We start from the raw sequence: 24,918 nt of genomic DNA on the forward strand, positions 1-24,918 counted from the left end.
CAGGCAGGCGTTGGCGAACACCCGCGGTGCCTGCCCAGTTCCGCGACCCGGTCACGGTCCGGAGGCCAGCGGCTCGACGCCCTCACTAGGCTGGCCGCATGACGTCCACCGACGGTCCCGACGCGACGCCGTACGACGCCCTCCTGCTGCTCTCGTTCGGCGGGCCCGAGCAGCCCGAGGACGTCGTGCCGTTCCTGGAGCGGGTGACCCGCGGCCGGGGCATCCCGCGGGAGCGGCTCGAGGAGGTCGGGCAGCACTACTTCCTCTTCGGCGGCCGCAGCCCGATCAACGACCAGAACCGCGCCCTGATGGCGGCGATCCGCGAGGACCTGGTCGGCAACGGGCTCGACCTCCCCGTCTACTGGGGCAACCGCAACTGGCACCCGTTCCTCGCGGACACGCTGCGGCAGATGCGCGACGACGGCGTGCGCCGGGCGGCGGTGCTGACCACGTCCGCCTACTCGTCCTACTCCTCGTGCCGGCAGTACCGCGAGGACCTGTTCGACGCCGCCGCCGAGGTGGAGGGCGCGCCCGAGCTGGACAAGCTGCGCCCCTTCTTCAACCACCCCGGCTTCGTGGAGCCCGTCGTCGACGCCACGCTGACCGCCCTCGCCGAGCTCCCCGACGGCGCGCGCGAGTCCGCGGAGCTCGTCTTCGTGACCCACTCGATCCCCGAGGTGATGGCGGAGACCAGTGGCCCGCCGACCCGGGGCCGCCGGGCCTACGAGCGCCAGCACCGCGCCGTCGCCGACGAGGTCGCGCAGCGCGTCCGGCAGGAGACCGGCCGCCGCCACCGGCACGACCTCGTCTACTGCTCCCGCTCCGGCGCGCCCACGACCCCGTGGCTCGAGCCCGACGTCAACGAGCACCTCGAGGCGCTCGCCCGCCGCGCGGTGACCAGTGCGGTGCTCGTCCCGGTGGGCTTCGTGTCCGACCACATGGAGGTCGTCTACGACCTCGACACCGAGGCGATGGCCACCGCCAAGGAGCTGGGCATCGAGGCCGTGCGCGCCGACACCCCCGGCCTCGACCCGCGCTTCGTCGCGATGGCCCGCGACCTCCTGCTGGAGCGCGCGCACGCCGAGCGGGGCGAGCCGGTCGTCCGGCCGACCGTCACCGAGCTGCCGCCCTGGCCGGACCGGTGCCCGCCCGGCTGCTGCCCCAACCCGCGTGGTGACCGTCCCGCGCTGTGCGGCGACGACGAGGAGTCGCCCGCATGAGCGCCGTCGACGCCCGGGGCCTGCGCGACCTCGCGGTCGAGGTCGCCCGCGAGGCCGCGGCCCTGGCCCGGGAGATGCGCCTGGGCGGCATCGACGTCGCCGACACCAAGAGCAGCGCCCTCGACGTCGTCACCGACGCCGACCGGGCCTCCGAGGTGCTGATCCGCCGCCGGCTGCTCGAAGCGCGTCCCGACGACGCGATCCTCGGGGAGGAGGGCGACGACCACGCCGGCACCAGCGGGGTCAGGTGGATCGTCGACCCGATCGACGGCACCGTGAACTACCTCTACGGCCTCCCCGAATGTGCCGTGTCCGTTGCCGCCGAGGTGCCGGGCCCCGACGGCACGCGGGTCGTCGCGGCCGGGGCAGTCGTCGGCATCGGCACGACGGTGGAGTACGCCGCGGCGCGAGGCGCCGGGGCCACCCGCGACGGTCGGCCCCTCGCCGTACGTCCCACGCCGCCGGTCGCCGAGCACCTGGTCCTGACGGGCTTCGGCTACCGCACCGAGGTCAAGGCTCACCAGGTCGAGCGGATGACCCGGCTGCTGCCGCGGGTCCGGGACATCCGGCGGATCGGCTCGTGCGCGCTGGACCTGTGCCACGTCGCCGAGGGCAGTGCCGACGCCTACGTCGAGGAGGGGCCGCAGCTCTGGGACTGGGCCGCCGCCTCGCTGGTCCTCGAGGAGGCCGGAGGGCGCTTCGGGGTGCTCGCCGGGGCCCTGCGCGAGAGCGTCCCGGACGCGCCCGAGAGGGCCCTCCTGGTGGGCACTCCGGCGGCTGGATGGGACTCCTTCGTGGCGGTGCTCGCCGAGACGGGATTCCTGGCCCGGACCACCCGTCCCGGCGGGGAATAGGCCCGACCCGACCCCTGTTCAGCCCACACGTCGGGCCCCGCGTTGGCGAAGCACGTGCGATGGTGCACCATATGGGCGCCGACGACGAGGCAGAGGGACCCGCCGCCGCAGGGTCCCGGGACGGATGGGGAGCGAGAGAACACGATGGCCACCGACTACGACGCGCCACGCAAGACCGAAGAGGACCAGAGCGAAGAGAGCATCGAGGAGCTCAAGGCACGCCGGCACGACAAGAACTCGGGCAAGGTCGACGAGGACGAGGCCGAGGCCGCAGAGTCCTTCGAGCTGCCCGGCGCCGACCTCTCGCACGAGGAGCTGGCGGTCGAGGTGATGCCCAAGCAGGAGGACGAGTTCACCTGCATGAGCTGCTTCCTGGTCCACCACCGCTCGCAGCTCGCGGACGAGAAGAAGCTGATCTGCCGCGACTGCGCCTGAGCGCCGCTCTCAGACTACGAAGGCCGCACCCCTCGGGGTGCGGCCTTCGTCGTGGTCGGGGACCGGTCAGGTCGTCGGCGCCGGCGCGCGGTCGGCTTTCTGGTCGTCCTTCTGCAGCGGCGGGGGCAGGTGCCCGGTGGACTTCGCGTAGTAGGTGGCCGCGCGGCGGGTCGCGAGCATCCGGGCCAGCCCGACGGCGGTGCCGCTGAACGCGGCCCAGGCGACGGCCTCCCACAGGTCGACGTCGGGGTCGGCCGGGTTGGCGGGCGGGTTCTTGCCGGTGGCCGCGCGCCACGTGGTGTTGAGGCCCTTCTTCGCCACCGCCGCGCCAGCGAGGGCGGCGGCGAGGGAGAAGACGGACCAGAACTTGCTGCTGTTCTTGCCTGGGGCCATATCGGCAGCCTAGCCCGAGATCGGGCCGCGCCTGCGCGCAGAGTCGAGTGCCGCGGCGAGGCGATCCGGGTGGCGGGAGCCCACCAGCCAGTACGGCGTGGGGTCGGCCGGGTCGGTGATGTCGATCCGGACGCCGCGGGAGAGGTAGGGCCGGATCAGCAGGTAGGCGCGGGCGTCCGCGTCGACGCCCGCCTGGCGGCGCATGCCGTCGGCGTCCAGCGGCGTCACCGCGCCGACGTGGTGCACCGGGATGTGTGCGCGGCCCGCACGCAGCTCGCCGGCGGCGACGGTCACCCGGGCCGAGCCGTAGGCCAGGAAGCCACCGAACAGCAGGGCCAGCGCCAGGGCGGTCACCGTCCAGGCGACGACCGCCGGGGTGGCCACCACGACCGCCAGCCACAGGGTGGCGACCAGCATCGTGCCCTGCACCCACCAGCGCAGGGGCACGCTGAGTCGCTCGTCGTACTGCACGGCCGGCGTGTCCACGGCGCAGAGCCTAGGGGGACGGTCCCGGAGTAGATTCACCGGCCGTGCAGCACACCACGCCTCCCGACCAGCTCCGCACCGATCTCGACGTCGCCCTCGTGCGCCTGGACCGCGACCTGCCTGTCCCGTCGTACGCCCATCCCGGCGACGCCGGGGCAGACCTCCACACCACCGTCGACGTGACGCTCGCGCCGGGGGAGCGGGCCCTGGTGCCCACCGGGGTCGCGCTCGCGCTGCCCGACGGCTACGTCGCGCTGGTGCACCCGCGTTCGGGCCTGGCCGCCCGTCACGGACTCTCGATCGTCAACACGCCCGGCACCATCGACGCGGGCTATCGCGGCGAGATCAAGGTGATGCTGATCAACCACGACCCGGCGACGCCCGTGGAGCTCAGCCGAGGCGACCGGATCGCCCAGCTCGTCGTGCAGCGCTTCGAGCGGGCCCGCTTCGTCGAGGTGGAGAGCCTGCCCGACTCCACCCGTGGCGCGGGGGGTTACGGTTCTACAGGGGGGTTCGGTGCGCCGGTCGCCCCGTGATCGCCCTCTGAAGCCAGAGCCCAGACCGAGGAGCACGTCGTGAAGTTCCGCCGCAAGCCGCAGGCGACCCCGGAGGAGACGCCCGCGGCGGCCGAGCCGGCGGCCCAGGAGGCCCCGGGTCCCGACGCCGCTCGCCCGGCCGTGGGCCCCTTCGACGAGGCCGACGTCGCCGGGGACGGGGTCGAGCGGGTCGACCTCGGCTCGCTGCTGGTGGCCCCGCGGCCCGGCCGCGAGCTGCGCCTGCAGGTCGACGAGAAGTCGGGCGTCGTGCGCTCCGTCCTGCTCGCCGGACCCGACGGCGCGCTGGAGTTCCAGGCCTTCGCGGCCCCGCGCAACGGCGACCTGTGGAGCACCGTGCGCCCCCAGATCAAGGCCGACGTCACCCGCCGCGGAGGCCAGGTGACCGAGCGGGAGGGCCGCTTCGGGCCGGAGCTGGTCTGCCAGATGCCGGTGAAGCTGCCTGACGGCAAGGTCGGCACCCAGCCGTCCCGGATCGTGGGCATCAACGGGCCCCGGTGGATGCTGCGCGCCTCCCTGATCGGCCGTCCGGCGCTCGACCCGGACAACTCGGGCGAGTGGGAGGACACGCTGGCCGCGATCGTCGTACGCCGCGGCAGCGAGGCCATGCCCGTCGGCGAGCCGCTCCCCGTGAAGCTGCCCGACCAAGCGCGACGGATGGGGTGACCGCGATGTCCAAGGGCCGCCTCCGCCGCAGCCTCTCCAAGTGGGCCGACACCGACGACATGCACGCCCGCGACCTGCGGCAGGCCTACGCCGAGACCAGCCAGACCACGGTCGCCGAGGCTCCCCACCGGGAGCGGGTGATCCTCCAGGGCACCCTGCGCACCGTCACCCTGCGTCCCCGCGGTGGCGTGCCCGCCCTCGAGGCGGAGCTCTCCGACGGCACCGGTGTCGTCACGGTCATCTGGCTCGGCCGGCGCCGGATCAGCGGCATCGAGCCCGGCCGCGCCATTCGCATCCAGGGCCGCATCGGCACCAGTGAGGGCCACCGAGTCATCTTCAACCCGCGCTATGAGCTGATGCCGTGAACGAGCACGAGGCCCGCACCGACGCGCCCCCGAGCAGCGGCGTCGACTCCGTCGAGGCCGCCGTCCGCAAGCAGCTGAGCACCGCGCTGGGCGGGCGCCGCGGCATGGTCGAGGCGGCGGTGCCCACCATCCTCTTCACCGTCATGTGGCTGACCACGCGCGAGCTGCGGCTCGCGCTCGTGGTGTCGGTGTCTGCGGCCGGGGCGCTGCTCCTGGTCCGCCTGGTGCAGCGCTCGTCGGTGCAGTTCTGCGTCAACGCGCTGCTCGGGATCGGCATCGGCTGGTTCTTCGTGCAGCGCTCGGCCGACAGCGGCGGGAGCGCCAACGACCAGGCGCTCGCCTACTTCCTGCCCGGCATCCTCTACAACGGCGGCTACGCCGTCGTGCTGGCGCTCACCTGCCTCGTCGGCTGGCCGATCGTCGGCTTCATGGTCGGCAGCGTCACCGGTGAGCCGACGGCGTGGCACGAGGACCGCCAGGTGGTGCGGCTGTGCTCGCTGCTCACCTGGGTCCTGGTGGCGCCGTGCGTGCTGCGGGTGCTGGTGCAGGCGCCCGTCTGGCTGGCCGGCTCGTCCGAGGCGATGGACCCCGACGCGGCGATCGCGATCCTCGGCGTGCTCAAGATCGTGCTCGGGTGGCCGCTCCAGATCGCCGCCCTCGGCACGATGGTGTGGCTGCTCACCCGCGACCGGACGCCGGTCTCCGAGACGCCGCGGGACTGATCCCTCAGCCCCCGTGCGAGTGGGGGGAGAGGAGCCGCTCGAGCTCCTCCTCGAGCTCCCCGGGCACCACGAACATCAGCTCGTCGCCGGCCTCGAGCGGCTGCTCCGCCTCGGGGCGGTAGACCTGGCCGTCGCGCAGGATCGTGACCAGGGCGCAGTTCTCGGGGAACGGGACCAGCCCGCTCGGCTTGCCGACGTACGGCGAGTCGGCCGGGAGCGTCAGCTCCACCAGGTTGGCGTTGCCCTGCCGGAAGGTGAACAGCCGGACCAGGTCGCCGACGGTCACGGCCTCCTCGACGAGCGCCGACATGATGCGCGGCGTCGACACGTTGACGTCCACGCCCCAGGCCTCGGTGAACAGCCACTCGTTGTTGGGGTGGTTGACCCGGCCCACGGTGCGGGGCACGCCGAACTCGGTCTTGGCCAGCAGCGAGGTGACCAGGTTGACCTTGTCGTCACCGGTGGCCGCGATCACCACGTCGCACTTGTCCATCTGCGCCTCCTCGAGGGAGGAGAGCTCGCAGGAGTCGGCGAGCAGCCACTCGGCGTTCGGCACCCGCTCGGGCCGGATGGCCGAGGGCTGCTTGTCGATGAGCAGCACCTGGTGGCCGTTCTCGATCAGCTCGCGGGCGATCGAGCGTCCCACGGCTCCTGCTCCGGCGATGGCGACGCGCATCAGTCCTCCTCGGGTCCGCGGTCGAGCACGGCGTAGGCGTGGGGGGCGGTCTCCTCGCGCATCACCAGGTGCAGCATGTCGCCCTCCTGGATGACGGTCTCGCGGGTCGGCAGCATGCCCTCGCCGAGCCGGTCGATCCAGGCGATCCGGCTGCGGGACTGCTCCTGCAGGTGGATCGTGCGCTGCCCGATCCACTGCTCGGGCACCATGATGTGGTCGAGGCGGATGGTGCCTGACGGGTCACGGAAGTCGGGCTCGGCGCCTGCGGGCAGGATGCGCCGCAGCACCTGGTCGGCCGTCCACTTCACCGTGGCGACCGTGGTGATGCCCAGGCGCTGGTAGACCTCGGCGCGGCCCGGGTCGTAGATGCGGGCGACGACCTGCTGGATGCCGAAGGTCTCCCGCGCCACCCGGGCGGCGATGATGTTGGAGTTGTCCCCGCTCGACACGGCGGCGAAGGCGTCGGCCCGCTTGATCCCGGCCTTCTGCAGGACCTCCTGGTCGAAGCCGTAGCCGGTGACCTTGTCCCCGTTGAAGGTCGGGCCGAGCCGGCGGAAGGCGTCGGGGTCGCTGTCGATGATCGACACCGTGTGGTTGCGGTCCTCGAGGCTGCGCGCAAGGGTCGAGCCGACCCGGCCACAGCCCATGATCACGACATGCACGAGTTGAACGGTATCCCAGCCCGCCACCGTGGCGCTCGGCGCGCCCCCGGGTGACTAGGCTGTCCGCTCGTGGGTGTCGGCGACGTATCGAAACGGATCCTGCTCGGGCGCAAGCTCCGGAGCAGCCAGCTGGGCGAGACCCTGCTGCCCAAGCGCATCGCGCTGCCTGTCTTCGCGAGCGACGCGCTCTCCTCGGTCGCCTACGCCCCGGACGAGGTCTTCATCATGCTGGCGATCGCCGGCGCCTCGGCCTACGTGTGGTCGTGGAAGATCGGCATCGCCGTCGCGATCGTGATGCTCACCGTGGTGATGTCCTACCGGCAGACCGTGCACGCCTACCCCTCCGGGGGCGGTGACTACGAGGTCGCCAGCGTCAACCTCGGCCGCAACGCCGGGATCACGGTGGGCGCGGCCCTGCTGGTCGACTACGTCCTGACCGTCGCCGTGTCGATCTCGTCGGCAGCGCAGTACGCCGCCGGGGCGATCCCGGCCCTGATCGGCCACGAGGCCCTCGCGGCGAGCATCGCCGTCGTCGCCCTGTCCGCGATGAACCTGCGGGGCGTCCGCGAGTCCGGCACGTTCTTCGCGATCCCGACCTACCTCTTCATGGTCTCGATCCTCGGGATGTGCGCGATCGGGCTGGGACGCCTCTTCGCGGGTGACCTCCCGCAGGCGGAGAGCGCGCACCTGCAGATCCAGCCCGCCGAGGGCTGGGAGGGCCCGCTGAGCCAGATCGCGCTGTTCTTCCTGCTGGCGCGCGCGTTCTCGTCCGGCTGTGCGGCGCTCACCGGTGTCGAGGCGATCTCCAACGGCGTACCTGCCTTCCAGCGCCCGAAGAGCAAGAACGCCGCGACGACCCTGCTCCTCCTCGGCCTGATCGCGATCTCGATGATGATGAGCGTCATCGTGCTCGCCAAGCAGATGAGCATCCGCTACGTCGATCCGCACGACGTCCACCGGCTCCGCGACGCGGCAGGCAACGTCCTCCCCGAGGACTACGAGCAGCACCCCGTGATCTCCCAGATCGCGGCCGGCGTGTTCGACACCTTCCCGCCCGGCTTCTACTTCGTGGTGTCGGTGACCGGCATCATCCTGGTGCTGGCCGCCAACACCGCCTTCAACGGCTTCCCCGTGCTGGGCTCGATCCTGGCCCAGGACGGCCTGGCCCCCCGCGCGCTGGGCTCCCGCGGCGACCGGCTGGCCTACAGCAACGGCATCGTGTTCCTGGCCGTCATGTCGATCGTGCTGATCGTCGTCTTCGACGCCGAGACCACCAAGCTGATCCAGCTCTACATCGTCGGCGTCTTCGTCTCCTTCAACCTCAGCCAGCTCGGCATGATCCGCCACTGGACGCGCCACCTGAAGACCGAGACCGACCCTGCCGAGCGCGGCCGGATGATGCGCTCGCGGGCGATCAACACGTTCGGCCTCTGCATGACGGCCGTGGTGCTCGTGATCGTGCTGATCACCAAGTTCCTCGCAGGCGCCTGGATCACGATCCTGGCCATGATGGTCTTCATCTCGGTGATGAAGGCCATCAGCCGCCACTACGACCAGGTGACGCTCGAGCTCGCCGCCGACGAGCAGGACAAGGTGATGCCCACCCGGGTTCACGCCATCGTGCTCGCCGCCAGGCTGCACAAGCCGACGCTGCGGGCCCTGGCCTTCGCCAAGGCCACCCGGCCCAACGTGCTCGAGGCCATCTACGTGAGCATCGACCCCGCGGCCACCAACAGGCTGCTGGAGGAGTGGGACGAGCGCAACCTCGACGTGCCGCTCAAGGTGCTGCACTCGCCCTACCGCGAGGTCATCCGGCCGATCGTGATGTACACGCAGGAGATCCGGAAGGCCAACCCGCGGGGCGTGGTGGCGGTCTACATCCCCTAGTACGTCGTCGGGCGCTGGTGGGAGCAGCTGCTGCACAACCAGACCGCGCTGCGGCTCAAGGGGCGGCTGCTGTTCACCCCCGGTGTGATGGTGACGTCGGTGCCCTACCAGCTCCGGTCGTCGAAGTACGCCCTCGAGCGGGAGGAGCGCGAGGACGTGCGGGTGCACGCGGGCGACCTGCGCCGCGGCCGGGTCGACGACACGGCACGGCGGGGACCGAACCGCCCGTGAGCCGCCACACCAGGCAGCGCCGGGCCCGCGGCAGGTCTCGCGTCGGCGAGCGGTTCGAGACCGTGGTTGGCCCGGTGGCCCACGGCGGGCACTGCGTCGCCCGGGTCGAGGACGGCGCCCGCGTCGTGTTCGTGCGGCACGCGCTGCCCGGGGAGCGGGTCGTCGTGGAGGTCACCGAGGGCACCGACGGCGACCGGTTCTGGCGAGGGGACGCCGTCGAGGTGCTCGAGCCCTCGCCGGACCGCGTGCTCGCGCCGTGCCCGGTGTCCGGCCCGGGCCTGTGCGGGGGCTGCGACTTCCAGCATGTGGCGCTGCCGGCCCAGCGGGAGCTCAAGGCGGCCGTGGTGCGGGAGCAGCTGGTGCGCCTCGCGCGCCTGGACGAGGACGACCCGCTGGTGGCCGGCCTCGTGGTCGAGCCCGTCGCGGGTGACCACCAGGGGCTGCGCTGGCGGACGCGGATGCAGTGGGCCACGGCTCCCGACGGCAGGCGCGGCCTGCGGGCCCACCGGTCGCGCACGGTGGTGCCGGTCGACGACTGCCTGATCGCCGTACCCGACGCTCGTGCACCCCTGCCCGGCCCTCCGGTCACCGAGTCGGTGCTCGGCCGTGACTTCGTGGTGGAGCCGGACGGCTTCTGGCAGGTCCATCCCGGCGCGCCCCAGGTGCTCGTCGAGACGGTGCTCTCGATGCTCGGGGCGCAGCCGGGGGAGCGGGTCCTCGACCTTTACTCCGGCGTCGGGCTCTTCGCGCGGTTCCTCGCCGACGAGGTGGGGGAGGGCACCAGGGTCCTGGCGGTCGAGGCCGACCGGGCCGCCGCCCGCCACGCGCGGGCCAACCTCGCCGGCCACGAGCGGGCGGAGGTGGCGTGCGGCCCCGTCGACGAGGTGCTGGCGACGTCGTACGACGAGCCGTTCGACCTCGTCGTCCTGGACCCGCCCCGGGAGGGAGCCAGGCGCCGGGTCGTGGAGCAGGTCGTCGACCGCGCCCCGCGTGCCGTGGCCTACGTCGCCTGTGACCCGGCTGCCCTCGCACGCGACGTCGCGATCTTCCGCGAGCACGGCTACCGGCTCTCCGCCCTGCGCGCGTTCGACCTCTTCCCGATGACCCACCACGTCGAATGCGTGGCGCTGCTGGAGACAACCGGCCCTGACCTGCGGTGACGCGAATCCCCGTGCGTGCGCGAACATTCAAGAATCGGCCTTAGGGCGCACTTTGGGCGCACTTTGCGTGCATGGCACCCGATTTTGCCCTTGAGGAAGCCGAACACGGGCCCAGCTGGGCCCGCAAGAGCCCGCACAACCGCCTCAGGCGGTCGTGGAGCGCGTCGATGGACTCCGGGCCGGTCGTGAGCCCGTTGGGCGCTCAGCGTGGCCTGTTCCAGGGAGCAGGTCCGTGCCGGCATCCGGTCTCTACTACTCGGCTCCAGCGCCTTCGCCCGCTCCGGGTCCTGGAGCGAGGCGCTCGGTGGCCGCCCGGTAATCCGGCACGACAAGTTTGCGGTTGATGTAGTGCCGCTCGGTCACCGTCTTGGACGTGTGCCCGAGCTGATTCTTGGCAGCCTCAGCGTCGTAAACCTCGTCGATCTCAGTCGCCACCGTTCGACGGAAGGAGTGGGGTGTGACGCCCTGCAGAAACGTGAGGTCGGCATAGTCATCCAGCAGACGGATGTGACGGAGCCGGCCCTGGATGTTGGTGGGGTAGTGCCAGGTGCCGTTGCGAGTGATGAAGACGGCGTCGAGGTCGTTGGGCGTCTGGGCAACCTTCCGACGGCGCAGCAATGCTGCCGCCCAGTCGGGGAGCGCGATGGGGCGGATCGCGGCGTCGGTCTTGCCGTAGTCGACCCGCTTGCCCTTGGAGGTGATCTGCCCGTTGACCATCAGCCACGGAAACCAGTCCTCGTCGCCGCGTCGTGAGGGTGGAGGGCTCAGTTCGATATCGGACCAGCGCAGCGCCAGCAGTTCACCGATGCGCATTCCGGTAGCGACCAGCATCTCGACAATGTCCGGCAGGTCGACGCTCCTGGGGCCGGTGCGCTTCTCCGCGTTTGCCCACTCACGGATGGCTGTGCGCACGGAATCAAGGTCCTCGGCGGGGACCGGCTTCTTCTTGACCTTCGGCACAGGGACAGTCGGGACGCTTGTCGCCGGGTTGCCGTTGATGGCCTCGTGGAAAATGGCCAGATCGAAGGCGCGCACCAGGACGCTGCGGATTCGCTTCCGCATGTCGGCGCTGACGCCCGCGCTGTCCAGTGCCGCCTGAATGATCACCGGGCGGACATGACGCAACTGGTAGGCGCCCAGCGGTTGGTCGGTCTTGTTGGGGTCAAGGACCCAGCGGAGGTGCGAGCGGTACCGCTCAAGTGTTTCGGTGCTCGGCCCGGTTTCGCTCTGTTCGGCCTTCTCGAACCAGAAGTCGAGGAGACGTTGAACGTTGTCGTCAGGCGCAAGTGCGCCGTCCCCGAAGGTGCCCGTGTGCTCCACGAAGAACGCCTTCAGATTGTTCTTCGCCTTGGTCTTGGTCTCACCACTCTTGCGGTACTCCCGCACCACACCGTCGATGTCGCAGTAGCGGGCCCGGGCCAACCACGTTCCGTTCGCCCGCCGGCTGCAGTTGATCTCGCCGTATGTGCCGACGATCAGTCTCTGCCTGGCCACGGCTCTCTCCGTGTGGTGGTTGCTCGCGTACGGGTTCGGACGACCTTGCGCGAGGGCGGGCTGGGCTTCTGCTCAATAGCCTGGGCATCCTCGACCTGCTCCTCGGTGAAGGACTCCTGATGGGCATCCAGCCACCGATCGAGCTCGGAAAGGCGGTACTTGAGTCGACCGCCGGCCTTGACGGCGCGCGGGCCGTAGCCGGGGCGGCGCACCCGCCACGTCAGAAGCGTCGCCTTCGGCACGCCCAGGTAGCCGCAGGCGTCGTCGGTGTTCAGGAAGGGGTCGCGGACCATCGAGAGGGCGTCCGAACTGCTCATGTCGGTGGACATCTGCTCTCCTTTGCTCGGGCTCAGCGATTAGGTGGACGAGCCGTGCCAACGCACGACGATCGCATCAGAAGTAGGGGACATCGGGGCGCGCTCCCTTCTCGGACGGACGGTGGATCAAGGCAGCATGGAGATCGACCCGGCTCGTGCCCGGCGACGTCACGGCCGGCTCAGCTCGGGGCCGCAGGTGCTCGCGGGCGGTCCTGATGACCTCGAGGTCGGCGGCACGGGCGACTGGCACGAAGCGCTCGCGAACCGGCTGGACCAACCGTCCCTCGCCGCTCACCAGCCGAGGGACGGTCACGCGCTGGACGAATGCCCCGCGCTCGACACCGGCTTCGAGGACATCGCTGATGCGTTCGTCGATGCGGCGGAAGAGTGTCTGGAAGCCACCGAGCATCCGCGGCTCGATCACGGTGCCGGACGGCAACGCCTTCATCCGGCTGACCGCGTTCGCGGCCTCTGCTGTGGCGCCGGCCCCATTGCCGATTCTTCCTCCGACGTTGCGCAGCTCGCGCTGGATCCGCGAGTACGTCGCGGTGCGGGCTCGCCACTGCTCGGCCAAGTCGGGATCGACCCGCTCCGCATACGGAATCAGTCGCGAGGTGAGCAGGCGCTGAGAGTCGACGATCAGGCGCAAGTTCATGGCGTTCGGGCACGACTTCAGTCGGACCAAGAGGTTGTGCTCGGCCTGGAGCACTCCGAGGACGCCCGGCTTGGCCGGTCCGGGGATCGGCTTGGTCCGCGGCCGCCAGCCGGTCTGGTCGACGCTGTAGTCGGGCTGTCCGAGGCTGACGTCGAGCGCCGTAGCGAGTGCTGCCCACCCGAGTCGATCGCAGCCGGCGAGCGACTGCCAGTCGGGCGTGTTTCGGTAACGACGATCGAGGACGACGAGTGCTTGGCTGATCGCCGCGACGTCGCCTGCGATGGTTCGGGCTTGGGCTGCTGTGAGGTGAACGGTCAGGTTGGGCGCGGTGTCGTGCTCGGCGAGTGCCGCGGCCCGTGCCGCCAAGCGCCAGTGTTCGACGACGTCGTTCGAGCTTGGCGTCGCGAGTTCGGTACTGGACGCAGCCCGCGTCGTCGCCTGGTCGCGAGCGAGTTGAAGGGCGCGGGACAGCTCGCTCGCAGCTGCGCCGTGATCGTTCGTCGCGCGGAAGGGGTCTGCCGGTTTCTGCGGGATGTTCGGGAACGTGAGCGGCTGTGCCACACCGATGGCTTGCGCGCACCAGACGAGGAGCGTGTGCCTGAAGCGAAGGATCTGCTGCCCGACCTCAGCGCGCGTGGCGGGTGAGTCAGCGGCGAGGCGGTGCATCACCCGGTGCTGGCGCAGGAGCGCAGCCAACTCCGTGCGCATTCGGGCACCGTTCTCGCCGTACATCAGCCGATGTCCAGATCGTGCGCGTCGACGAGCATCGCCAGGATGAGCTCGACCGACAAGGGGTCGACACCGTAGTTCTCGAGCTCCTCCACGGCACTGCTCGCGACGGCGAGCAGGATGTCGCGGTCGTCTGTGAGGTCCTCGGTGTTGAGCGCCGGGCAGTCGTCGCCGTGGACGCGGTCGAGTTCCAGCAGCACCCGCTCGTACGCGGACGACGACTCGATGGTCAGTGCCCGGTCGGAGAGTGCGGCGACGTACGACCTGGCTTGCGCGAGGGTCTGTGCGTGGGGGAGAAGCATGTTCCCTCCTTCAGGGGGCGGCAATCGACCATGCGACGGTGATCGCTCTCAGGCGTCTTGCGCAGTGAATGCTGTGGACGGACGTGGGCGCGACCCGGCTATGGGACGGATCCGGCTCACCCAATGAGTTGTTGATTCGCGATTGCCTCGATCCGGCGACGGCGCAGGATGTCCTCGCGGACGAAGTCGGCGAAGTCCTTGTTGCGGTCCCGGATCTCGATCTCTCCGCCTGCGTCAGCCGGAAGCTCGCCGGGCCAGGTGGTCTGCCTAGTCGGGCGGTCGCGGTCGAGCCGAGTACCGCAGATCGACACCCAGTCCCGCAGCCGGTCGCGAGCTTCCGCGAACTCCCGCATCCAACTGATAGGCGCCGACGGCGACGCCGACTCGTGGTAGCAGCTGAGCCAGTGGCAGTGCAGCGCCGACAGTTCCCAAACGAGCTCGTCGTGGCGGTGCCAGTACGGCGGCACGATGTTCGGCGGGAGACCGAACGTGCTCTTGAGCCACCTGACCCACTCGTCCAGGTCGTGCCACTCGATCTCGGCCTGCTCCGCGTCCAGCAGATTCCAGTTGATCGGAACCGGCGGTCGCTCCAGGAGCTCGGTCACGCTGCGGTAGCCATCAGGGTCGTCGGGCTCGTCCGGGTACGGACTCACGGCCGACTCCCATCAGAGGCCGACGGCGGGAGGCTGCGGCACAGATGTCAGGGACCGGTCAGCAGCGTGCCGGCCGCGCTGGACGACGTAGTCGGTCTTGTTGACGTTGTGGCCGATCTTGCGGGCGACGAACTCCTCCTTGATGACGCTGCCCTCGCGGCCGTCCACCTCGTACTCGTGGACGTAGCCGCTGGCCACGAAGGAGTCGCCCTTGCGGAAGCGGGCGTAGGTCTCGCGCGCGGTGCTCTCGAAGGCGACCATGTCGTGGAAGGTCGGGTCGAGCTTCGTGAAGCTGCCGTCGACCTCCTTGCGCCACTGCTCGATCCCGACGCGCATGCGGCAGCACTCGGCTCCGGCCTTGGTGAAGTGCAGTTCGGGTGCTGAGGCGATGAAGCCGACCAGGCTCATCTGGGTAGGGATGGACATGCTGGCTCCCGATGTGTCGCGCGGTCTCTCGGGACGGACCGCTCCTGTGAGTCAGGTGCGCCCTGCGCGCCAAGTTGCAGTCGCTTCGCCGGCAACTGTCGGGCTTCCTAGATAGGCTCACCAGTGAGCGAAGATGCGCTATATAGCGCTTGCGTCGGCCGACGCGCGGGTTGCTCGACTACCTAGGAGGAGGGCCGCTTCGTGTCGGAGGAGGCGCATGAGGTCGTTCCGGCGTCCCAGGATCAGGACGCTGACCTGGAAGCTCGGGACCACGTCGAGCGCGAACGCGCTGAAATTCGCGAGTTTGTGAAGGGTCTCAGTAGCGACGACATCAAGTCGGGTGGTTGGTTCACCAAGCTTCTCTCTCATTCACTCAGTGCCTACACGGAGAAGGTCGATTGGCAGTACTTCCAAGAGAAGTACGAAGGTGTGCCGGCGGACGCGATCGTGGACCAGCGGATCAAGCTGGCTGCGCGTTACGCGGCTATCGAAGGAGGACTGTCGGCCAGCGCATACACCGGGGCCGTCGCTGCCACGATTGGGTCTGGAGGCGGAGCCTCTCCAATCACAGTCCCAGCCGCGGTAACCACGGTCATGGTCGATGTCGTCTACATCACGCAGCTGCAGTTGCGGTTGGCGTACGACGTCGCAGTGCTGTATCGCGTTCCTCTCGATCTGGATGACCCCGACGACCTCTGGAAGCTCATTCGGGTCGCTTTCACCATTAAGGGTGGTGAGGTGGCCCGGGAGGGGGTGATCAAGGCTGTCCCTCTGGCAATGCGCCCTCTCATCAAGCGCTTCTACGCGAAAGGCGTGTTGAGTGCTGCCAAGGGCCTGCCGGTCGTCGGAAAGTTCCTCCTCCAGCGCAACGTCATCAAGATCGGCATTCCGCTGGTAGGCGTTCCGTTGGCCGTTCTGCTCAACCGGTACACGACGCAGATTGCAGGGCGGCACGCGCGGGCTGTGTTTCGCAACGAGGCGAGAGTTGTCGAGCTCGCGGAACGGTTGACCACAGACACCCGACACCCGGAGTTGATGCTGTGGGTGGCTTGGCTGGTCATCAACGCGGACGACAAGATCTCCGACGACGAAGCCCTTCTGTTCCGCCACCTCGTTGTGCTTGTCGATCGAAATCACCAGGTCGTCGATGAGCAGTTGGCGCGAGTCGTCCAGATCGACGCAGGAGATGTCTGGCGTCGCGTAGCCGCTGAGACAGGGGATATGAACGACATCGTCGAACTGGCCCATCGGGTCGCGACTGTCGACGGCGAACCCAACAAGGCAGAGCGCAACCTGCTCGCCGAGATCGAGGGTCGCTGCGGCGCAGCCCAGGCGGACGATTCGCGAAACGACACGGAAGACGAGTAGTGCTAGCGGACCGTCCAGGGTCGTAGCGACGTGACAATCGGCGGGGCGCTACGGAGCAGCACGAGCCCAGTCCCAAACGGGAGGGTTCGTATTCGCTCGGGTGGCATCACCGCCCTCCGCCGCATGGATCGCTGCAGTGAGCGGGCACCGTGGTCACTGATGGTGACTGTGTCTGAGCGCTCGTCGCGTTCACCAATGAGTACCGAGAGCTCCTGGAGGTCCTTGGAGGCCGACGCTCCGCCAAGGATGACCTTGACGATCGAGGCGTCCCAAATCGTGCTGGCCGCGTGCTCTCCCCACTTGCTCCGTGCCTGTGAAAGCGACTGAAGGACAGGCATCGTGGTGATGCCGGTGCCGCCGCCCTCTGCCATCAGTACTGGCAGGGAGGGGAGCGGGGCGAGGTTGCCGATCTCGTCGAGCGCCAGAAGGAGCGGGGGATCAAGCCGCGCTCCGGAGGAGCCGGCGGCGAGATGTCGGGCGACTTCGGTGAGATCCTCCAAGAAGGCAGCGACGAGCGGCCATGAAGCTCCAGCACCTGCGCCGGTCGCCAGCAGATAGAGCGTGCCGTTCTCGAGGAGGAAGTCGCGAGGGTCGAAGGCGTCGCCTGGGTCGGGACTGACGGCTTCGAGGACGGCTGGATCGGCCAACGACGCGAGAGCTTGGCTGACCGCCATCCAGATGGAGTCACGTGTTCTGGGATCGGAGTTGATCATGCCGTCGAGGGCGTCGGCCCACCCGGCGGCTGCTTGTGGGCGACTGGCGAGGATGCCGACCGCATCGGTCGCGGCCGAGGGCGACAGCGACCACTCGAAGAGCGCGCGGGTGGGTAGCCGTTCGATCGCGGCGGCGTGGAGGAGCGACTGGAGTGCTGACCGGGCTTTTCCCTCCCAGAAGCCACCGGACTCGACCCCGCCCGAGGAGAGTCCGGTCGTCGATGCGAGGCCGGCCGCTCGGATCATCGCGGTGAGTGGCTGCTCGCAGCCGCGGATGGGGGACCAGCGGACCCCGTTCCCCTGGACGGCGGCGAGTCCTGCGGTCAGGTGCTGCGGGTCGAAGACAGCTACAGGTCCGCGTTCCTCACGGGCGGCGATGGTGGCGCCGATGTTGTCCGGGCGGGTGGATGTGGTGACGACGGCACCGGGCGCGTCAAGGATCGCGTTGATGACGAGGTGCAAGCCCTTGCCGGACCGGGGCGGTCCGATCACCAGGATCGAGTCCTCGACCGAGGCCCAGATCTCTCGGCCGCAGCTATGCCCGAGCAGGTAGCCCACATCCTCCGGCCGCGGCCGGCCGATCGAGGGGCGGAGCGTCTCGCCTCGGCGTAAGAGCGCTCGCTTCGACGCGACAAGGTCGATGTCGCGGCAGGTGGCGATCCCCTCGATCTTGTGAGGATCGTGCTTGGTGCGGTGGCGCAGTCGCGCAACGACGGTCCAGGCAAGCCACGCAGCGATGCCGACCACCGTGAGCATGGCTGCGCCCACGAGCCAGTACGCCGAGGCCGACAGGTCGGGTGTGCCGAGCGCCGTACCGGGACGCCCTGGGTTCGTAAGGACCCGAAGTCCCCTGGCCATTCCTCCGCGGGGACCCGGTTCACCGGTCAGGAACGCGGCGACCTCTCCGGCGACTCCGAGGGCGAGCCCAAAGCCGAAGAGCGCGATCAGACCGATCAGAGCAAGGTTGACGAGCTCATCGTTCGCGCTGCGAGCACTCGGGTTCATGCCTGCGCCTCGACCGGCGCGACTGTAAGAGAGGTCAGACCGAGGAGAACCAGCCCTTGTCGTGTTGCGGTCAGCAGCGCAGGCGGGAGGTTGATTGACGCGTTGCCTTCGGCATCGGCGTTCTGGCGTACGACGACGTACGCCAACGCGACCTCCTCGCCTGGCTGGAACCCGGCACCGGCGAGCGACGCAGTTGACCGGGTGGGCGACGGCTCCGACGCGGCGGGGACCGAGGCTTCTGGGGGCGTCGCGATGTCGGCGTACGTCGAGCCGTCGGCCTCGCGTACCTCGACGCGCACCGGGACGCCGAGGTCAGAGGTGATCTCGTCGATCACGGCGCGGAGGTCACCGCGGGTTCTGTTTTGTCCGGGCTCGCGCGGGACGCCGTCGACGTCGACCCTCATCACGCCGTCGGCGTCGATGGCGACATGCACGACGCTGAGGACGACGGGGATCCTCATAGCCCCAGCACCGCCCCATCGTGGCGTGCGTTGGTGGTGACAGGAGCTGTCCCGGTCCGGTGCCTGAGGGCTTCGCGGTCGAGTCCAGGCGGGTTGCCGTCGCCGACCTGCTGGGTGTCGACCCTGTCGAGGATGACGAGCGCGGTCGCGCGGACGCGTTCCGCGGTCGACTGGACGACCTCGACCGGGTTCTTGCCCGGGACGCTCGCCGCCCAGGTCGACACGTACGGCACCGTGTACGAGGAGGTGTCGAGCCCGTGGGCGGCACCGACCATGAGCGCGACTGATTCGGCTTCCACCTCGGCGATCCCTCGGTGCAGGGTCGCGTCGGCGGCGGACTCGGTCGACAGGGCGGTCTCCGGTGGCGCGTGGAGAAGAACGTGGCCGAGTTCGTGGGCCAGCGTCTTCACTTGGGCCGCTTCGTCCATGTCCATGCGGACCGAGACCTCGCGGGAGAGGAAATCAGTCAGCCCGTTGGCGCCGCCGATCGCCGCAGCCGAGGAGACGAGACGGAGCTCGAAGCCGGCGGCCGTGATCTGGTCTGCCAGTCCGTCCCAGAGTCCGGCCGGCGCTTGGCCTTGCAGCAGGGATGGACGGGGGAGTTCGGGCACGGGGTCGCCAGTGGTCTGGGAAATGTCCCAGACGTAGGTCGGCTTGACGCCGATCACGCGGGTGCGGGCGTACTCGCCGGACAGCGGCTTCTCGTTGCGCGCCAGGCGTCGCCAGGAGTTCGGGTCGTCGGGCGTGAACGAGGCGAACCGACCGGTGACGGGGGCGAGGATGCCGTAGCCGTGCTGGCCTTTCGCGACGCTGCGTCCGAGCGAGAGCCACTGGTGGAAGCCGGCAACGTACGTCGGGGTCGGCTCGGGCACCCTGCCCTCGTTGTACGCCGCGAAGTGCTGCGCCGCGATCAGCATCGAGTTCCCGAAGCTGCGCCCGCGGAACTGTGCGGCGAAGGTCAGGGCGCGCTTCCAGTCCTCACCGGTCACCAGCGCAGCGACGGACTCGGACAACTGCTCCTGGAGCGCTTCGAGCTTCGCCTCGCGGGCCGCTCGTCCTGGAACCTGAGTGGTCATGACGCTGCTCCTGTCATGCGTCCGGTGGTGTCGAAGAGTTCGAGCTCGGCGGGGTGCATCTGGTGCTGGACGACGAACGAGCGGTTCTTGATCCGCCATAGCCCCTGCCCGGTGCCGAGCGTGGGGATCAATGACTGTTCGGTGCCAGTGAGCCCCAGTGCCGCGGACGTTGCGCCGAGTTGGTCGGCTTCCTGGCGATAGACGATGCGGGTCTCGGCGTTCGCGAGGAGCGACGAGGCGAGCGCGCGCATGGCGGAGCCGGAGTCGCCGACGTTGTCGAGGTCGGTGAGCTTGTGGAAGATCAGCATGTTCGCGATGCCGTAGTGCCGCGCGAGGCGCCAGTGGGCGTCCATCCGGCGCAGCAGTGCGGGGTGGGACATCAGGCGCCAGGCCTCGTCGTACACGACCCAGCGCTGGCCACCGTTCGGGTCGAGCAACGCCGATTCCATCCACGCCGACGCGCAGGTCATCAAGACCGAGATGAGCGTGGCGTTCTCGGTGACGCGGGACAGGTCGAGCGAGATCATCGGGAGGCTCGGGTCGAACGCCACCGTCGAGGGGCCGTCGAAGAGCCCGGCGAGATCGCCCGCCACGAGGCGACGGAGAGCGTGACCGACCAGTCGTCCGTCCTCAGTGAGGCGTCCGTCGGGATCGTCGACCGGATCCGGGGCGAGGAGCCGGTCAACGACCATCGGGAGGACCGGGACGTCTGCGCCGCGCACGGTGCGGTCGATGGCGATGTCGACGGCCGTGTGCTCGAGTGGGGTGAGCCGGCGTTCGAGCACGGTCTCAGCAAGGGCGCCGACGAGATCGCGGCGGCGGGATGCGACCTGGCTCGCCCACTGGGCATCTTCGTAGCCGGAGGGGCGGTGGCCCTCGTCGAGTGGGTTCAGGCGGTTGGCCATGCCGTGGCCCAGCGCAATGGCGCGTCCGCCGACGGCTTCTGCGACGGCGGTGTGCTCGCCCTTGGGGTCGCCGGGGACGTAGACGCGGCGGCCGAAGGGGATCGACCGTGTGTAGAGGCTCTTGGCGAGGCAGGACTTGCCGGAGCCGACGATCCCGGCGAGCACGAGGTTCGGTGCGGTGATGAGGCCGCGTGCGTAGAGGATCCAGGGGTCATAGACGAACGAACTGCCGGAGTAGAGGTCCTGACCGACGAAGACGCCTTCGCTGCCGAGGCCGCCTTCGGCGAGGAAGGGGTACGCGCCCGCCAAGGTCGCCGAGGTGTCCTGGTGGCGCGGCACGCGGAATCGTCCGGGCGTCCGCAGCGTGGCCGGGCCGGGTTCGCCGGCGCGGGGGAGCGTCACGGTCGCTCGCTTCTCCGCAGACAGTTCCTCGGCCTTGCGCTTCGCTTCGGTACGCCGGGCTTCGCGGTCCGCGGACAGGCGTTCTCGCGCGGCCGCCTTGCGGAGCTTGCGATCGTGCCGCCGTTCTCGTCCCGGTGAGACGAGGACGGCTGAGTGGAGCCGTCCGTCCTGCCACCCGGTCACAGCGACATCCCTGGCTGGTGGGTGGAGCCCCGAACCGGTGCGAATGATGGGTAGTCGCGGATGTCATAGGCGATCGTCGCCTCGATCTCGTGCGCCCGATCTACGCATTCGGCGATCTGGTGGATCATCTCGGCGGCGCGATGAAGCTCCCAGGACTCCCTGTACGACGCTGCGCGCCCGGCGTTGCCATCGCCGTTCATCCACGCCTGCTTGCGAGTCGGCCCGTCGTGGAACTCGCCGAGCTGGTGCAGCGACTGGCTCAGCGACGCGAGAGCGGAGCTGATGGAACCCAGAACTGCGTAGATCGCGGTCGGATCGTCGATCGTGCGCGTCGCGTGAGCGAGGCCGCGGACTGCTTCCCGGAGTTCGTCGGCGTCGGCGACCGGGTCATTGAAGGTAGGCATCGGGTGGCTCCTCGGTCGATGGCTTCTCATCGATGAGGTGCACGTGACGCTCCGCAGTGTCGCCGGCCGGAGAGTCGGAGACCCACCTACCCTGTGGCCGTGGCCGATCTGACGGAGCCTTGCCCGAACTGCGACACCCTGATGCGCTGGGAGACCTCTCACGAGCGCTGCGACGGCTGCGGTTACATCAGGCCCTGCTGCGAGGGCGCTCCCTGCAATTGAATGACGCTGTGCGCTCGCGAAGTCAGTCGCGGAGCTCGGCCGGCAAGGCGTCTGCCTGCGAACCCCACGCAACGACCTTGCCACGACTGGTGAGGGCCAGGCACTGTTCCGCGCCAGCTGCGACTGCCACTACGTCTGACAAGTTTGTGGGCTGCTTCGGACGGGTCTCCGAGCCCCAACTGACGACGGTTCCGTCCCGTTTCAACGCGACGCTGTAGAAGCCGGCGGCATCGATCGCCACCACGTCTGTTAGATCCGGGGGTACGTCGAGCTGCCCTGCCACATTCCTTGGATTGCCCCAGGCCACAACCTGACCGTCTAGTTGCAGGGCAAGAGCATGCTCGCCGCCGGCGGCAACGGCGCTGACCGCGCGGCTGAATCTTGGCATGAGGTCGAAAGCATTCGCTCGTCCGTACGTCCCCCAGACAACCGGGCCAGCGGATCCAGCCAGGGCGATGCCATTTGTGAAGCCGGCCGCTGCAGACTCGATCCAGAGGTGCGACCAGCGCGATACATCGCTTTCCCCGAAATGGTTGTTGCCCCAGGCCGTCATCCGTCCGTCGCGGTGAACCGCCACTGCGAACGAGGTCTCACCAGCAGCAACCGACGCAACGTCCGTTAGATCCTCAGGGACCCATGTGAGCCCCCACTCCGGGCTGCCCCAGGCGGTGACGGTGCCGTCATCCTTGACGGCGAGGCTGAAGTAGCCACCCGCTGAGATAGCGGTGATATCCACCAGATCGGGCGGCAAGTCCAACTGCCCGTGCGCGTTGCTGCCCCACACTCGGACAGTGCCATCGGTCATCAATGCCAGGCAGTGGGCATTCCCGGCAGCGATCGCCTTGACTCTGGTCATGGGGGAAACGTAGTTGTTGGTGTGAGGGCGGCGGAGGGGAACGGGACAAGGCGTAGCCCGGCTCCTCAATCGGGATCCTTGTCGGAAAGACGCTGGATCTCAGCGGAGAATTGGAGTTCGTGAGCGGCATCTTCGCTGCGCGCGTATGAACAAACGAAGCAGGTACCTGCTGTGATCCCGTAACCCATCTCGTCGCCCCCGGTCGGGATCAGGCTGGCATATCCGCAGACTGGGCAGTCTTGGAGTTCCGGGTAGTCATCCCAGGCTGGGGCTATAGGCGACTCGGAGACGGCCTCGGCGCGACGTTCCATCTCCTCGTCGCTCAGCATCTCCAGGTATTCGGCGGCCCGGGCAGTCTCGTGGGCGTCTGCAACGACTCCGCCAGACCAGTCGAGATCTCGTTTGGCGTCACCGATCGCACGGAGGGCGGGGTGGGCGTCGAGTGCCTCGAGCGCGCTGATGTGAGCGCTTGTCAGTTGGCCGGTTGGGCCGCTGCCGTGTCGAGCTGCATCTGCGAGTTCGAGCGCTTCGGACAGCAGGAGCGTATTGATTGCAACTTCGCTCGGTGGCTGGTAGTCGTCGCCGAACACGCCGAACGGATTCGGGCTGTCCCTTTCGTTCGTTGGGACTCGGCACACGCCTTCGGACTCGCCGAACGTCTTCACAAGGTCCCTCAGCAACTTGCTTGCGGATGGCTGCCGCCCGGGCCGTGTTGAGGGGTGGCCGACGATGGTCGCGGAGGTGATCGCGAGCAGGCCGTGTGTCAGCGCGGTGTTGAAGAGTTCTTCGACAGCTGCATCTTCCAGCGAGAGCTGAGCCATTGCTGTTCCGTAACGGTGGGCGCGTTCCCAGCCAAACGGTAGCGATACAGCGGCCATGAGTTCTCCTGCGTCGAGTCGGACTCCCCATCTTCGTGGATGCGCGCGGGTTGCGGCGGCACTTCTCGGGGGCGACAGCCTCGGTGCTCGCGCGGTTGTGCGCTCAAACAAGACGGCTGAGTGGAAGGGCACTGGCCGCGAACCCCTGTGCCTGTTGACCCCAGAGACGTCGCGTTTCGCACGACGCCTGGATCGCTGCCTGCTCGATCGCCGCGACCGCGCGCTCGAGTTCGTCGGGGTCGCTGGCGCTGACGGCGACGAATCCGGTCGCCCGCAGCACGCCGTGCCCGGCGGTCAGGTCGGCCTCTTGCTGGAGAACGTCCTGGTACTCGGCCGTCTGCTGGGCGTCCTCGATCTGCCCAATCTTTTGTCGCTGGGCGGCATCCGAGATGTACTCGGTCTTCTTCTTGCGGATGTCGCGGGCAGCGCGGTCGGTCCGCATCGGCGTGTAGAGCAGTGTGAAGGTCCGCCGGATCCCTGACGACAGCAGCAGTGGCGCGAGGAAGCCGGGGTACACGAGCGATCGCGGCCACTCACTGATCCAGAGCACGCAGTGGTGTGCGGAGTCGCTGCGCACCGAGCCCCACGATTCGGTAACCGCGACGGGTCCCGCTGTGGCGAGGTCCCGGCCGATGTCGCCCTGTCGTTCAAGGGCGCCCGCAACGGCCGGATCGTACGCCGAGCGCAGGATCAGCGCAAGGTCGCCGGGCTTGAGCCACTCGCCGGGGGAGAGGTCGGCGGACCGGAGGGCCGCGAGCATGGTCGCCATCTCCTGCCGGAGTACGGCGGCCCCCCCGCGCATGCCTCCACCGGCAGCCCGGATCGCTCGCCCGGCAACCTTCATGTCCAACGAGATGGAAACGGTCGACGCATGGCGTTCGCCAGCGGGGCCAGCACGGTCGACGAGTTCGCCGTACGTCGTCGACGCCCACGAGCCTGAGCGGTTGCCGTGCTGCTCCCACCAGTCCGCCAGGCCCTTGCCGGAATCGGGCAGCGTCCGCTCCATCACCTGGACGGAGGCGATTCGCCCGGATCGGCATGCGGTCGCGAGGACGCGGCCCCACGAGACGACCCGGCGCTCTTGCTCAGCGGGGTCGAGCAGAACGAACGCGGGGTGGGAGACACCGACGATCGCGGTCAGGGTCGCAGCGTGCGGGTCGTGGACCATGACGGCGTCGGTCTCGGGGTCGACCCATTGCCGCAGCCGCGCGGCATCGCCGGGCAGCGCCAGCGTTCCCGCGGGACGCGGCTTCACGACTCGGCGGCGATACAGCAGTTGCGCACCCGCTGATCGCCAGAGCCATCGCGCGCCGATCGGGGCCCACTCGATGAGCTTGCGCCCTCCGACGCCGACGAATGCCAGCGCGACGAGGAGCAGGATGATCGGGAACGTCATCACCACGGCGCCGACGTACAGACCGATGATCAACGTGCCCGACGCGATGCTGGCCATCACCAGTTGGGGCCCGGAGAGGCCGAGCAGTACGCCGCGGCGGGTCAGGCGCGAGAACTTGATCGGGGTCAGCTCCGGTTCGCCCGTCGTCGTGGCCACGGCCGA

Annotated in this window: 27 protein-coding genes and 1 pseudogene; 10 read left to right on the forward strand and 18 right to left on the reverse strand. The window is 69.3% G+C overall.

The window, feature by feature from the left end; genetic code table 11:
* Window positions 1-98 precede the first annotated feature (98 nt).
* The 3 genes from DDE18_RS05125 to DDE18_RS05135 all read left to right on the forward strand — a co-directional run bounded on the left by DDE18_RS05125 (window position 99) and on the right by DDE18_RS05135 (window position 2,509).
* On the forward strand, window positions 99-1,220 hold the full coding sequence (locus DDE18_RS05125; protein WP_116571178.1) for a ferrochelatase: 1,122 nt from the start codon (window positions 99-101) through the stop codon (window positions 1,218-1,220).
* The gene (locus DDE18_RS05130; protein ID WP_116571179.1) at window positions 1,217-2,074 is read left to right on the forward strand and encodes an inositol monophosphatase family protein; all 858 of its coding nucleotides are present in this window, start codon (window positions 1,217-1,219) and stop codon (window positions 2,072-2,074) included. The genes DDE18_RS05125 and DDE18_RS05130 overlap by 4 nt, the downstream gene beginning before the upstream one ends.
* Window positions 2,075-2,218: 144 nt before the next feature.
* Complete coding sequence (locus DDE18_RS05135; RefSeq protein WP_116571180.1) at window positions 2,219-2,509, forward strand: DUF4193 domain-containing protein; 291 nt, start codon at window positions 2,219-2,221, stop codon at window positions 2,507-2,509.
* Between the two features lie 66 nt (window positions 2,510-2,575).
* Here the strand turns inward: DDE18_RS05135 and DDE18_RS05140 are convergent, their stop codons facing one another.
* Window positions 2,576-2,902 (reverse strand): DUF4235 domain-containing protein, encoded by a 327-nt coding sequence (locus DDE18_RS05140; protein ID WP_116571181.1) that lies wholly within the window; start codon window positions 2,900-2,902, stop codon window positions 2,576-2,578.
* Window positions 2,903-2,911: 9 nt separating this feature from the next.
* Entirely contained in the window at window positions 2,912-3,388 is a 477-nt protein-coding gene (locus tag DDE18_RS05145) for a DUF3093 domain-containing protein (protein WP_116571182.1), read from the reverse strand.
* A 44-nt stretch (window positions 3,389-3,432) separates the two neighbouring features.
* On the opposite strand from DDE18_RS05145, the gene dut reads away from it, so the two are divergent.
* From dut to DDE18_RS05165, 4 genes are read left to right on the forward strand one after another with little or no spacing between them, the layout of a single operon-like run.
* Complete coding sequence (gene dut, locus DDE18_RS05150; protein ID WP_116571183.1) at window positions 3,433-3,924, forward strand: dUTP diphosphatase; 492 nt, start codon at window positions 3,433-3,435, stop codon at window positions 3,922-3,924.
* A gap of 39 nt (window positions 3,925-3,963) precedes the next feature.
* Window positions 3,964-4,608: a DUF3710 domain-containing protein gene (locus DDE18_RS05155; protein ID WP_116571184.1), complete on the forward strand. Its 645-nt coding sequence runs from the start codon at window positions 3,964-3,966 to the stop codon at window positions 4,606-4,608.
* A 59-nt stretch (window positions 4,609-4,667) separates the two neighbouring features.
* Entirely contained in the window at window positions 4,668-4,973 is a 306-nt protein-coding gene (locus DDE18_RS05160; RefSeq protein ID WP_211754444.1) for an OB-fold nucleic acid binding domain-containing protein, read from the forward strand.
* The gene (locus tag DDE18_RS05165; protein WP_245916459.1) at window positions 4,970-5,695 is read left to right on the forward strand and encodes a DUF3159 domain-containing protein; all 726 of its coding nucleotides are present in this window, start codon (window positions 4,970-4,972) and stop codon (window positions 5,693-5,695) included. Before DDE18_RS05160 ends, DDE18_RS05165 begins: the two co-directional genes overlap by 4 nt.
* 4 nt (window positions 5,696-5,699) lie before the next feature.
* Here the strand turns inward: DDE18_RS05165 and DDE18_RS05170 are convergent, their stop codons facing one another.
* Window positions 5,700-6,371: a potassium channel family protein gene (locus DDE18_RS05170; protein ID WP_116571185.1), complete on the reverse strand. Its 672-nt coding sequence runs from the start codon at window positions 6,369-6,371 to the stop codon at window positions 5,700-5,702.
* Window positions 6,371-7,018: a potassium channel family protein gene (locus DDE18_RS05175; protein WP_425437546.1), complete on the reverse strand. Its 648-nt coding sequence runs from the start codon at window positions 7,016-7,018 to the stop codon at window positions 6,371-6,373. Before DDE18_RS05175 ends, DDE18_RS05170 begins: the two co-directional genes overlap by 1 nt.
* An 84-nt stretch (window positions 7,019-7,102) precedes the next feature.
* Here DDE18_RS05175 and DDE18_RS05180 point away from each other — a divergent pair.
* Window positions 7,103-9,151, forward strand: a pseudogene (locus tag DDE18_RS05180) (APC family permease).
* Window positions 9,148-10,311 (forward strand): class I SAM-dependent RNA methyltransferase, encoded by a 1,164-nt coding sequence (locus DDE18_RS05185; RefSeq protein ID WP_116571187.1) that lies wholly within the window; start codon window positions 9,148-9,150, stop codon window positions 10,309-10,311. Before DDE18_RS05180 ends, DDE18_RS05185 begins: the two are co-directional and overlap by 4 nt.
* A 252-nt stretch (window positions 10,312-10,563) precedes the next feature.
* Here the strand turns inward: DDE18_RS05185 and DDE18_RS05190 are convergent, their stop codons facing one another.
* The 6 genes from DDE18_RS05190 to DDE18_RS05215 form a co-directional block, all read right to left on the reverse strand.
* Window positions 10,564-11,805, reverse strand: coding sequence for a tyrosine-type recombinase/integrase (locus tag DDE18_RS05190; protein ID WP_116571188.1), 1,242 nt, complete (start codon window positions 11,803-11,805; stop codon window positions 10,564-10,566).
* Window positions 11,787-12,134, reverse strand: a complete 348-nt coding sequence (locus tag DDE18_RS05195) for a helix-turn-helix transcriptional regulator (RefSeq protein ID WP_116571189.1) — start codon at window positions 12,132-12,134, stop codon at window positions 11,787-11,789. The genes DDE18_RS05190 and DDE18_RS05195 overlap by 19 nt, the downstream gene beginning before the upstream one ends.
* Window positions 12,135-12,198: 64 nt before the next feature.
* Window positions 12,199-13,443: a hypothetical protein gene (locus DDE18_RS05200; RefSeq protein ID WP_133241164.1), complete on the reverse strand. Its 1,245-nt coding sequence runs from the start codon at window positions 13,441-13,443 to the stop codon at window positions 12,199-12,201.
* A 65-nt stretch (window positions 13,444-13,508) separates the two neighbouring features.
* Window positions 13,509-13,808, reverse strand: a complete 300-nt coding sequence (locus DDE18_RS05205) for a hypothetical protein (protein WP_116571191.1) — start codon at window positions 13,806-13,808, stop codon at window positions 13,509-13,511.
* A gap of 116 nt (window positions 13,809-13,924) precedes the next feature.
* Window positions 13,925-14,461, reverse strand: coding sequence for a hypothetical protein (locus DDE18_RS05210; protein ID WP_116571192.1), 537 nt, complete (start codon window positions 14,459-14,461; stop codon window positions 13,925-13,927).
* 12 nt (window positions 14,462-14,473) lie between these two features.
* Window positions 14,474-14,887 (reverse strand): single-stranded DNA-binding protein, encoded by a 414-nt coding sequence (locus DDE18_RS05215; RefSeq protein WP_028655356.1) that lies wholly within the window; start codon window positions 14,885-14,887, stop codon window positions 14,474-14,476.
* Between the two features lie 201 nt (window positions 14,888-15,088).
* On the opposite strand from DDE18_RS05215, the gene DDE18_RS05220 reads away from it, so the two are divergent.
* Complete coding sequence (locus DDE18_RS05220; RefSeq protein WP_116571193.1) at window positions 15,089-16,255, forward strand: hypothetical protein; 1,167 nt, start codon at window positions 15,089-15,091, stop codon at window positions 16,253-16,255.
* A gap of 2 nt (window positions 16,256-16,257) precedes the next feature.
* On the opposite strand, the gene DDE18_RS05225 is transcribed toward DDE18_RS05220, so the two are convergent.
* From DDE18_RS05225 to DDE18_RS05260, 8 genes are all read right to left on the reverse strand, one after another.
* Window positions 16,258-17,973 (reverse strand): type IV secretory system conjugative DNA transfer family protein, encoded by a 1,716-nt coding sequence (locus tag DDE18_RS05225; protein ID WP_116571194.1) that lies wholly within the window; start codon window positions 17,971-17,973, stop codon window positions 16,258-16,260.
* Window positions 17,970-18,434: a hypothetical protein gene (locus tag DDE18_RS05230; RefSeq protein ID WP_116571195.1), complete on the reverse strand. Its 465-nt coding sequence runs from the start codon at window positions 18,432-18,434 to the stop codon at window positions 17,970-17,972. Before DDE18_RS05230 ends, DDE18_RS05225 begins: the two co-directional genes overlap by 4 nt.
* A complete protein-coding gene (locus DDE18_RS23310; RefSeq protein WP_211754412.1) occupies window positions 18,431-19,510 on the reverse strand; it encodes an ArdC-like ssDNA-binding domain-containing protein in 1,080 nt (359 codons plus the stop codon). The genes DDE18_RS05230 and DDE18_RS23310 overlap by 4 nt, the downstream gene beginning before the upstream one ends.
* Window positions 19,507-20,817, reverse strand: coding sequence for an ATP-binding protein (locus DDE18_RS05240; protein WP_425437540.1), 1,311 nt, complete (start codon window positions 20,815-20,817; stop codon window positions 19,507-19,509). The genes DDE18_RS23310 and DDE18_RS05240 overlap by 4 nt, the downstream gene beginning before the upstream one ends.
* 179 nt (window positions 20,818-20,996) lie before the next feature.
* Complete coding sequence (locus tag DDE18_RS05245) at window positions 20,997-21,404, reverse strand: hypothetical protein (protein ID WP_116571197.1); 408 nt, start codon at window positions 21,402-21,404, stop codon at window positions 20,997-20,999.
* 244 nt (window positions 21,405-21,648) lie between these two features.
* Window positions 21,649-22,482: an RCC1 domain-containing protein gene (locus DDE18_RS05250; RefSeq protein ID WP_116571198.1), complete on the reverse strand. Its 834-nt coding sequence runs from the start codon at window positions 22,480-22,482 to the stop codon at window positions 21,649-21,651.
* A 65-nt stretch (window positions 22,483-22,547) separates the two neighbouring features.
* Window positions 22,548-23,360, reverse strand: a complete 813-nt coding sequence (locus DDE18_RS05255; protein ID WP_133241165.1) for a hypothetical protein — start codon at window positions 23,358-23,360, stop codon at window positions 22,548-22,550.
* 103 nt (window positions 23,361-23,463) lie between these two features.
* Window positions 23,464-24,912 carry an SCO6880 family protein gene (locus DDE18_RS05260; protein ID WP_116571200.1) on the reverse strand — a complete coding sequence of 483 codons (1,449 nt, stop codon included), beginning with the start codon at window positions 24,910-24,912 and terminating at the stop codon, window positions 23,464-23,466.
* Window positions 24,913-24,918: the final 6 nt, after the last annotated feature.

Source organism: Nocardioides gansuensis, from assembly GCF_003076135.1.
Taxonomy (GTDB): Bacteria; Actinomycetota; Actinomycetes; order Propionibacteriales; family Nocardioidaceae; genus Nocardioides; species Nocardioides gansuensis.

Coding starts and splice junctions, on each gene's coding strand:
- DDE18_RS05215 (WP_028655356.1), bottom strand. CDS start 14,887: ATGTCCATCCCTACCCAGATGAGCCTGGTCGGCTTCATCGCCTCAGCA.
- DDE18_RS05195 (WP_116571189.1), bottom strand. CDS start 12,134: ATGTCCACCGACATGAGCAGTTCGGACGCCCTCTCGATGGTCCGCGAC.
- DDE18_RS05250 (WP_116571198.1), bottom strand. CDS start 22,482: ATGACCAGAGTCAAGGCGATCGCTGCCGGGAATGCCCACTGCCTGGCA.
- DDE18_RS05170 (WP_116571185.1), bottom strand. CDS start 6,371: ATGCGCGTCGCCATCGCCGGAGCAGGAGCCGTGGGACGCTCGATCGCC.
- DDE18_RS23310 (WP_211754412.1), bottom strand. CDS start 19,510: ATGACCACTCAGGTTCCAGGACGAGCGGCCCGCGAGGCGAAGCTCGAA.
- DDE18_RS05225 (WP_116571194.1), bottom strand. CDS start 17,973: ATGAACCCGAGTGCTCGCAGCGCGAACGATGAGCTCGTCAACCTTGCT.
- DDE18_RS05245 (WP_116571197.1), bottom strand. CDS start 21,404: ATGCCTACCTTCAATGACCCGGTCGCCGACGCCGACGAACTCCGGGAA.
- DDE18_RS05125 (WP_116571178.1), top strand. CDS start 99: ATGACGTCCACCGACGGTCCCGACGCGACGCCGTACGACGCCCTCCTG.
- DDE18_RS05135 (WP_116571180.1), top strand. CDS start 2,219: ATGGCCACCGACTACGACGCGCCACGCAAGACCGAAGAGGACCAGAGC.
- DDE18_RS05140 (WP_116571181.1), bottom strand. CDS start 2,902: ATGGCCCCAGGCAAGAACAGCAGCAAGTTCTGGTCCGTCTTCTCCCTC.
- DDE18_RS05200 (WP_133241164.1), bottom strand. CDS start 13,443: ATGCACCGCCTCGCCGCTGACTCACCCGCCACGCGCGCTGAGGTCGGG.
- DDE18_RS05130 (WP_116571179.1), top strand. CDS start 1,217: ATGAGCGCCGTCGACGCCCGGGGCCTGCGCGACCTCGCGGTCGAGGTC.
- DDE18_RS05175 (WP_425437546.1), bottom strand. CDS start 7,018: ATGGGCTGTGGCCGGGTCGGCTCGACCCTTGCGCGCAGCCTCGAGGAC.
- DDE18_RS05160 (WP_211754444.1), top strand. CDS start 4,668: ATGCACGCCCGCGACCTGCGGCAGGCCTACGCCGAGACCAGCCAGACC.
- DDE18_RS05255 (WP_133241165.1), bottom strand. CDS start 23,360: ATGGCCGCTGTATCGCTACCGTTTGGCTGGGAACGCGCCCACCGTTAC.
- DDE18_RS05205 (WP_116571191.1), bottom strand. CDS start 13,808: ATGCTTCTCCCCCACGCACAGACCCTCGCGCAAGCCAGGTCGTACGTC.
- DDE18_RS05230 (WP_116571195.1), bottom strand. CDS start 18,434: ATGAGGATCCCCGTCGTCCTCAGCGTCGTGCATGTCGCCATCGACGCC.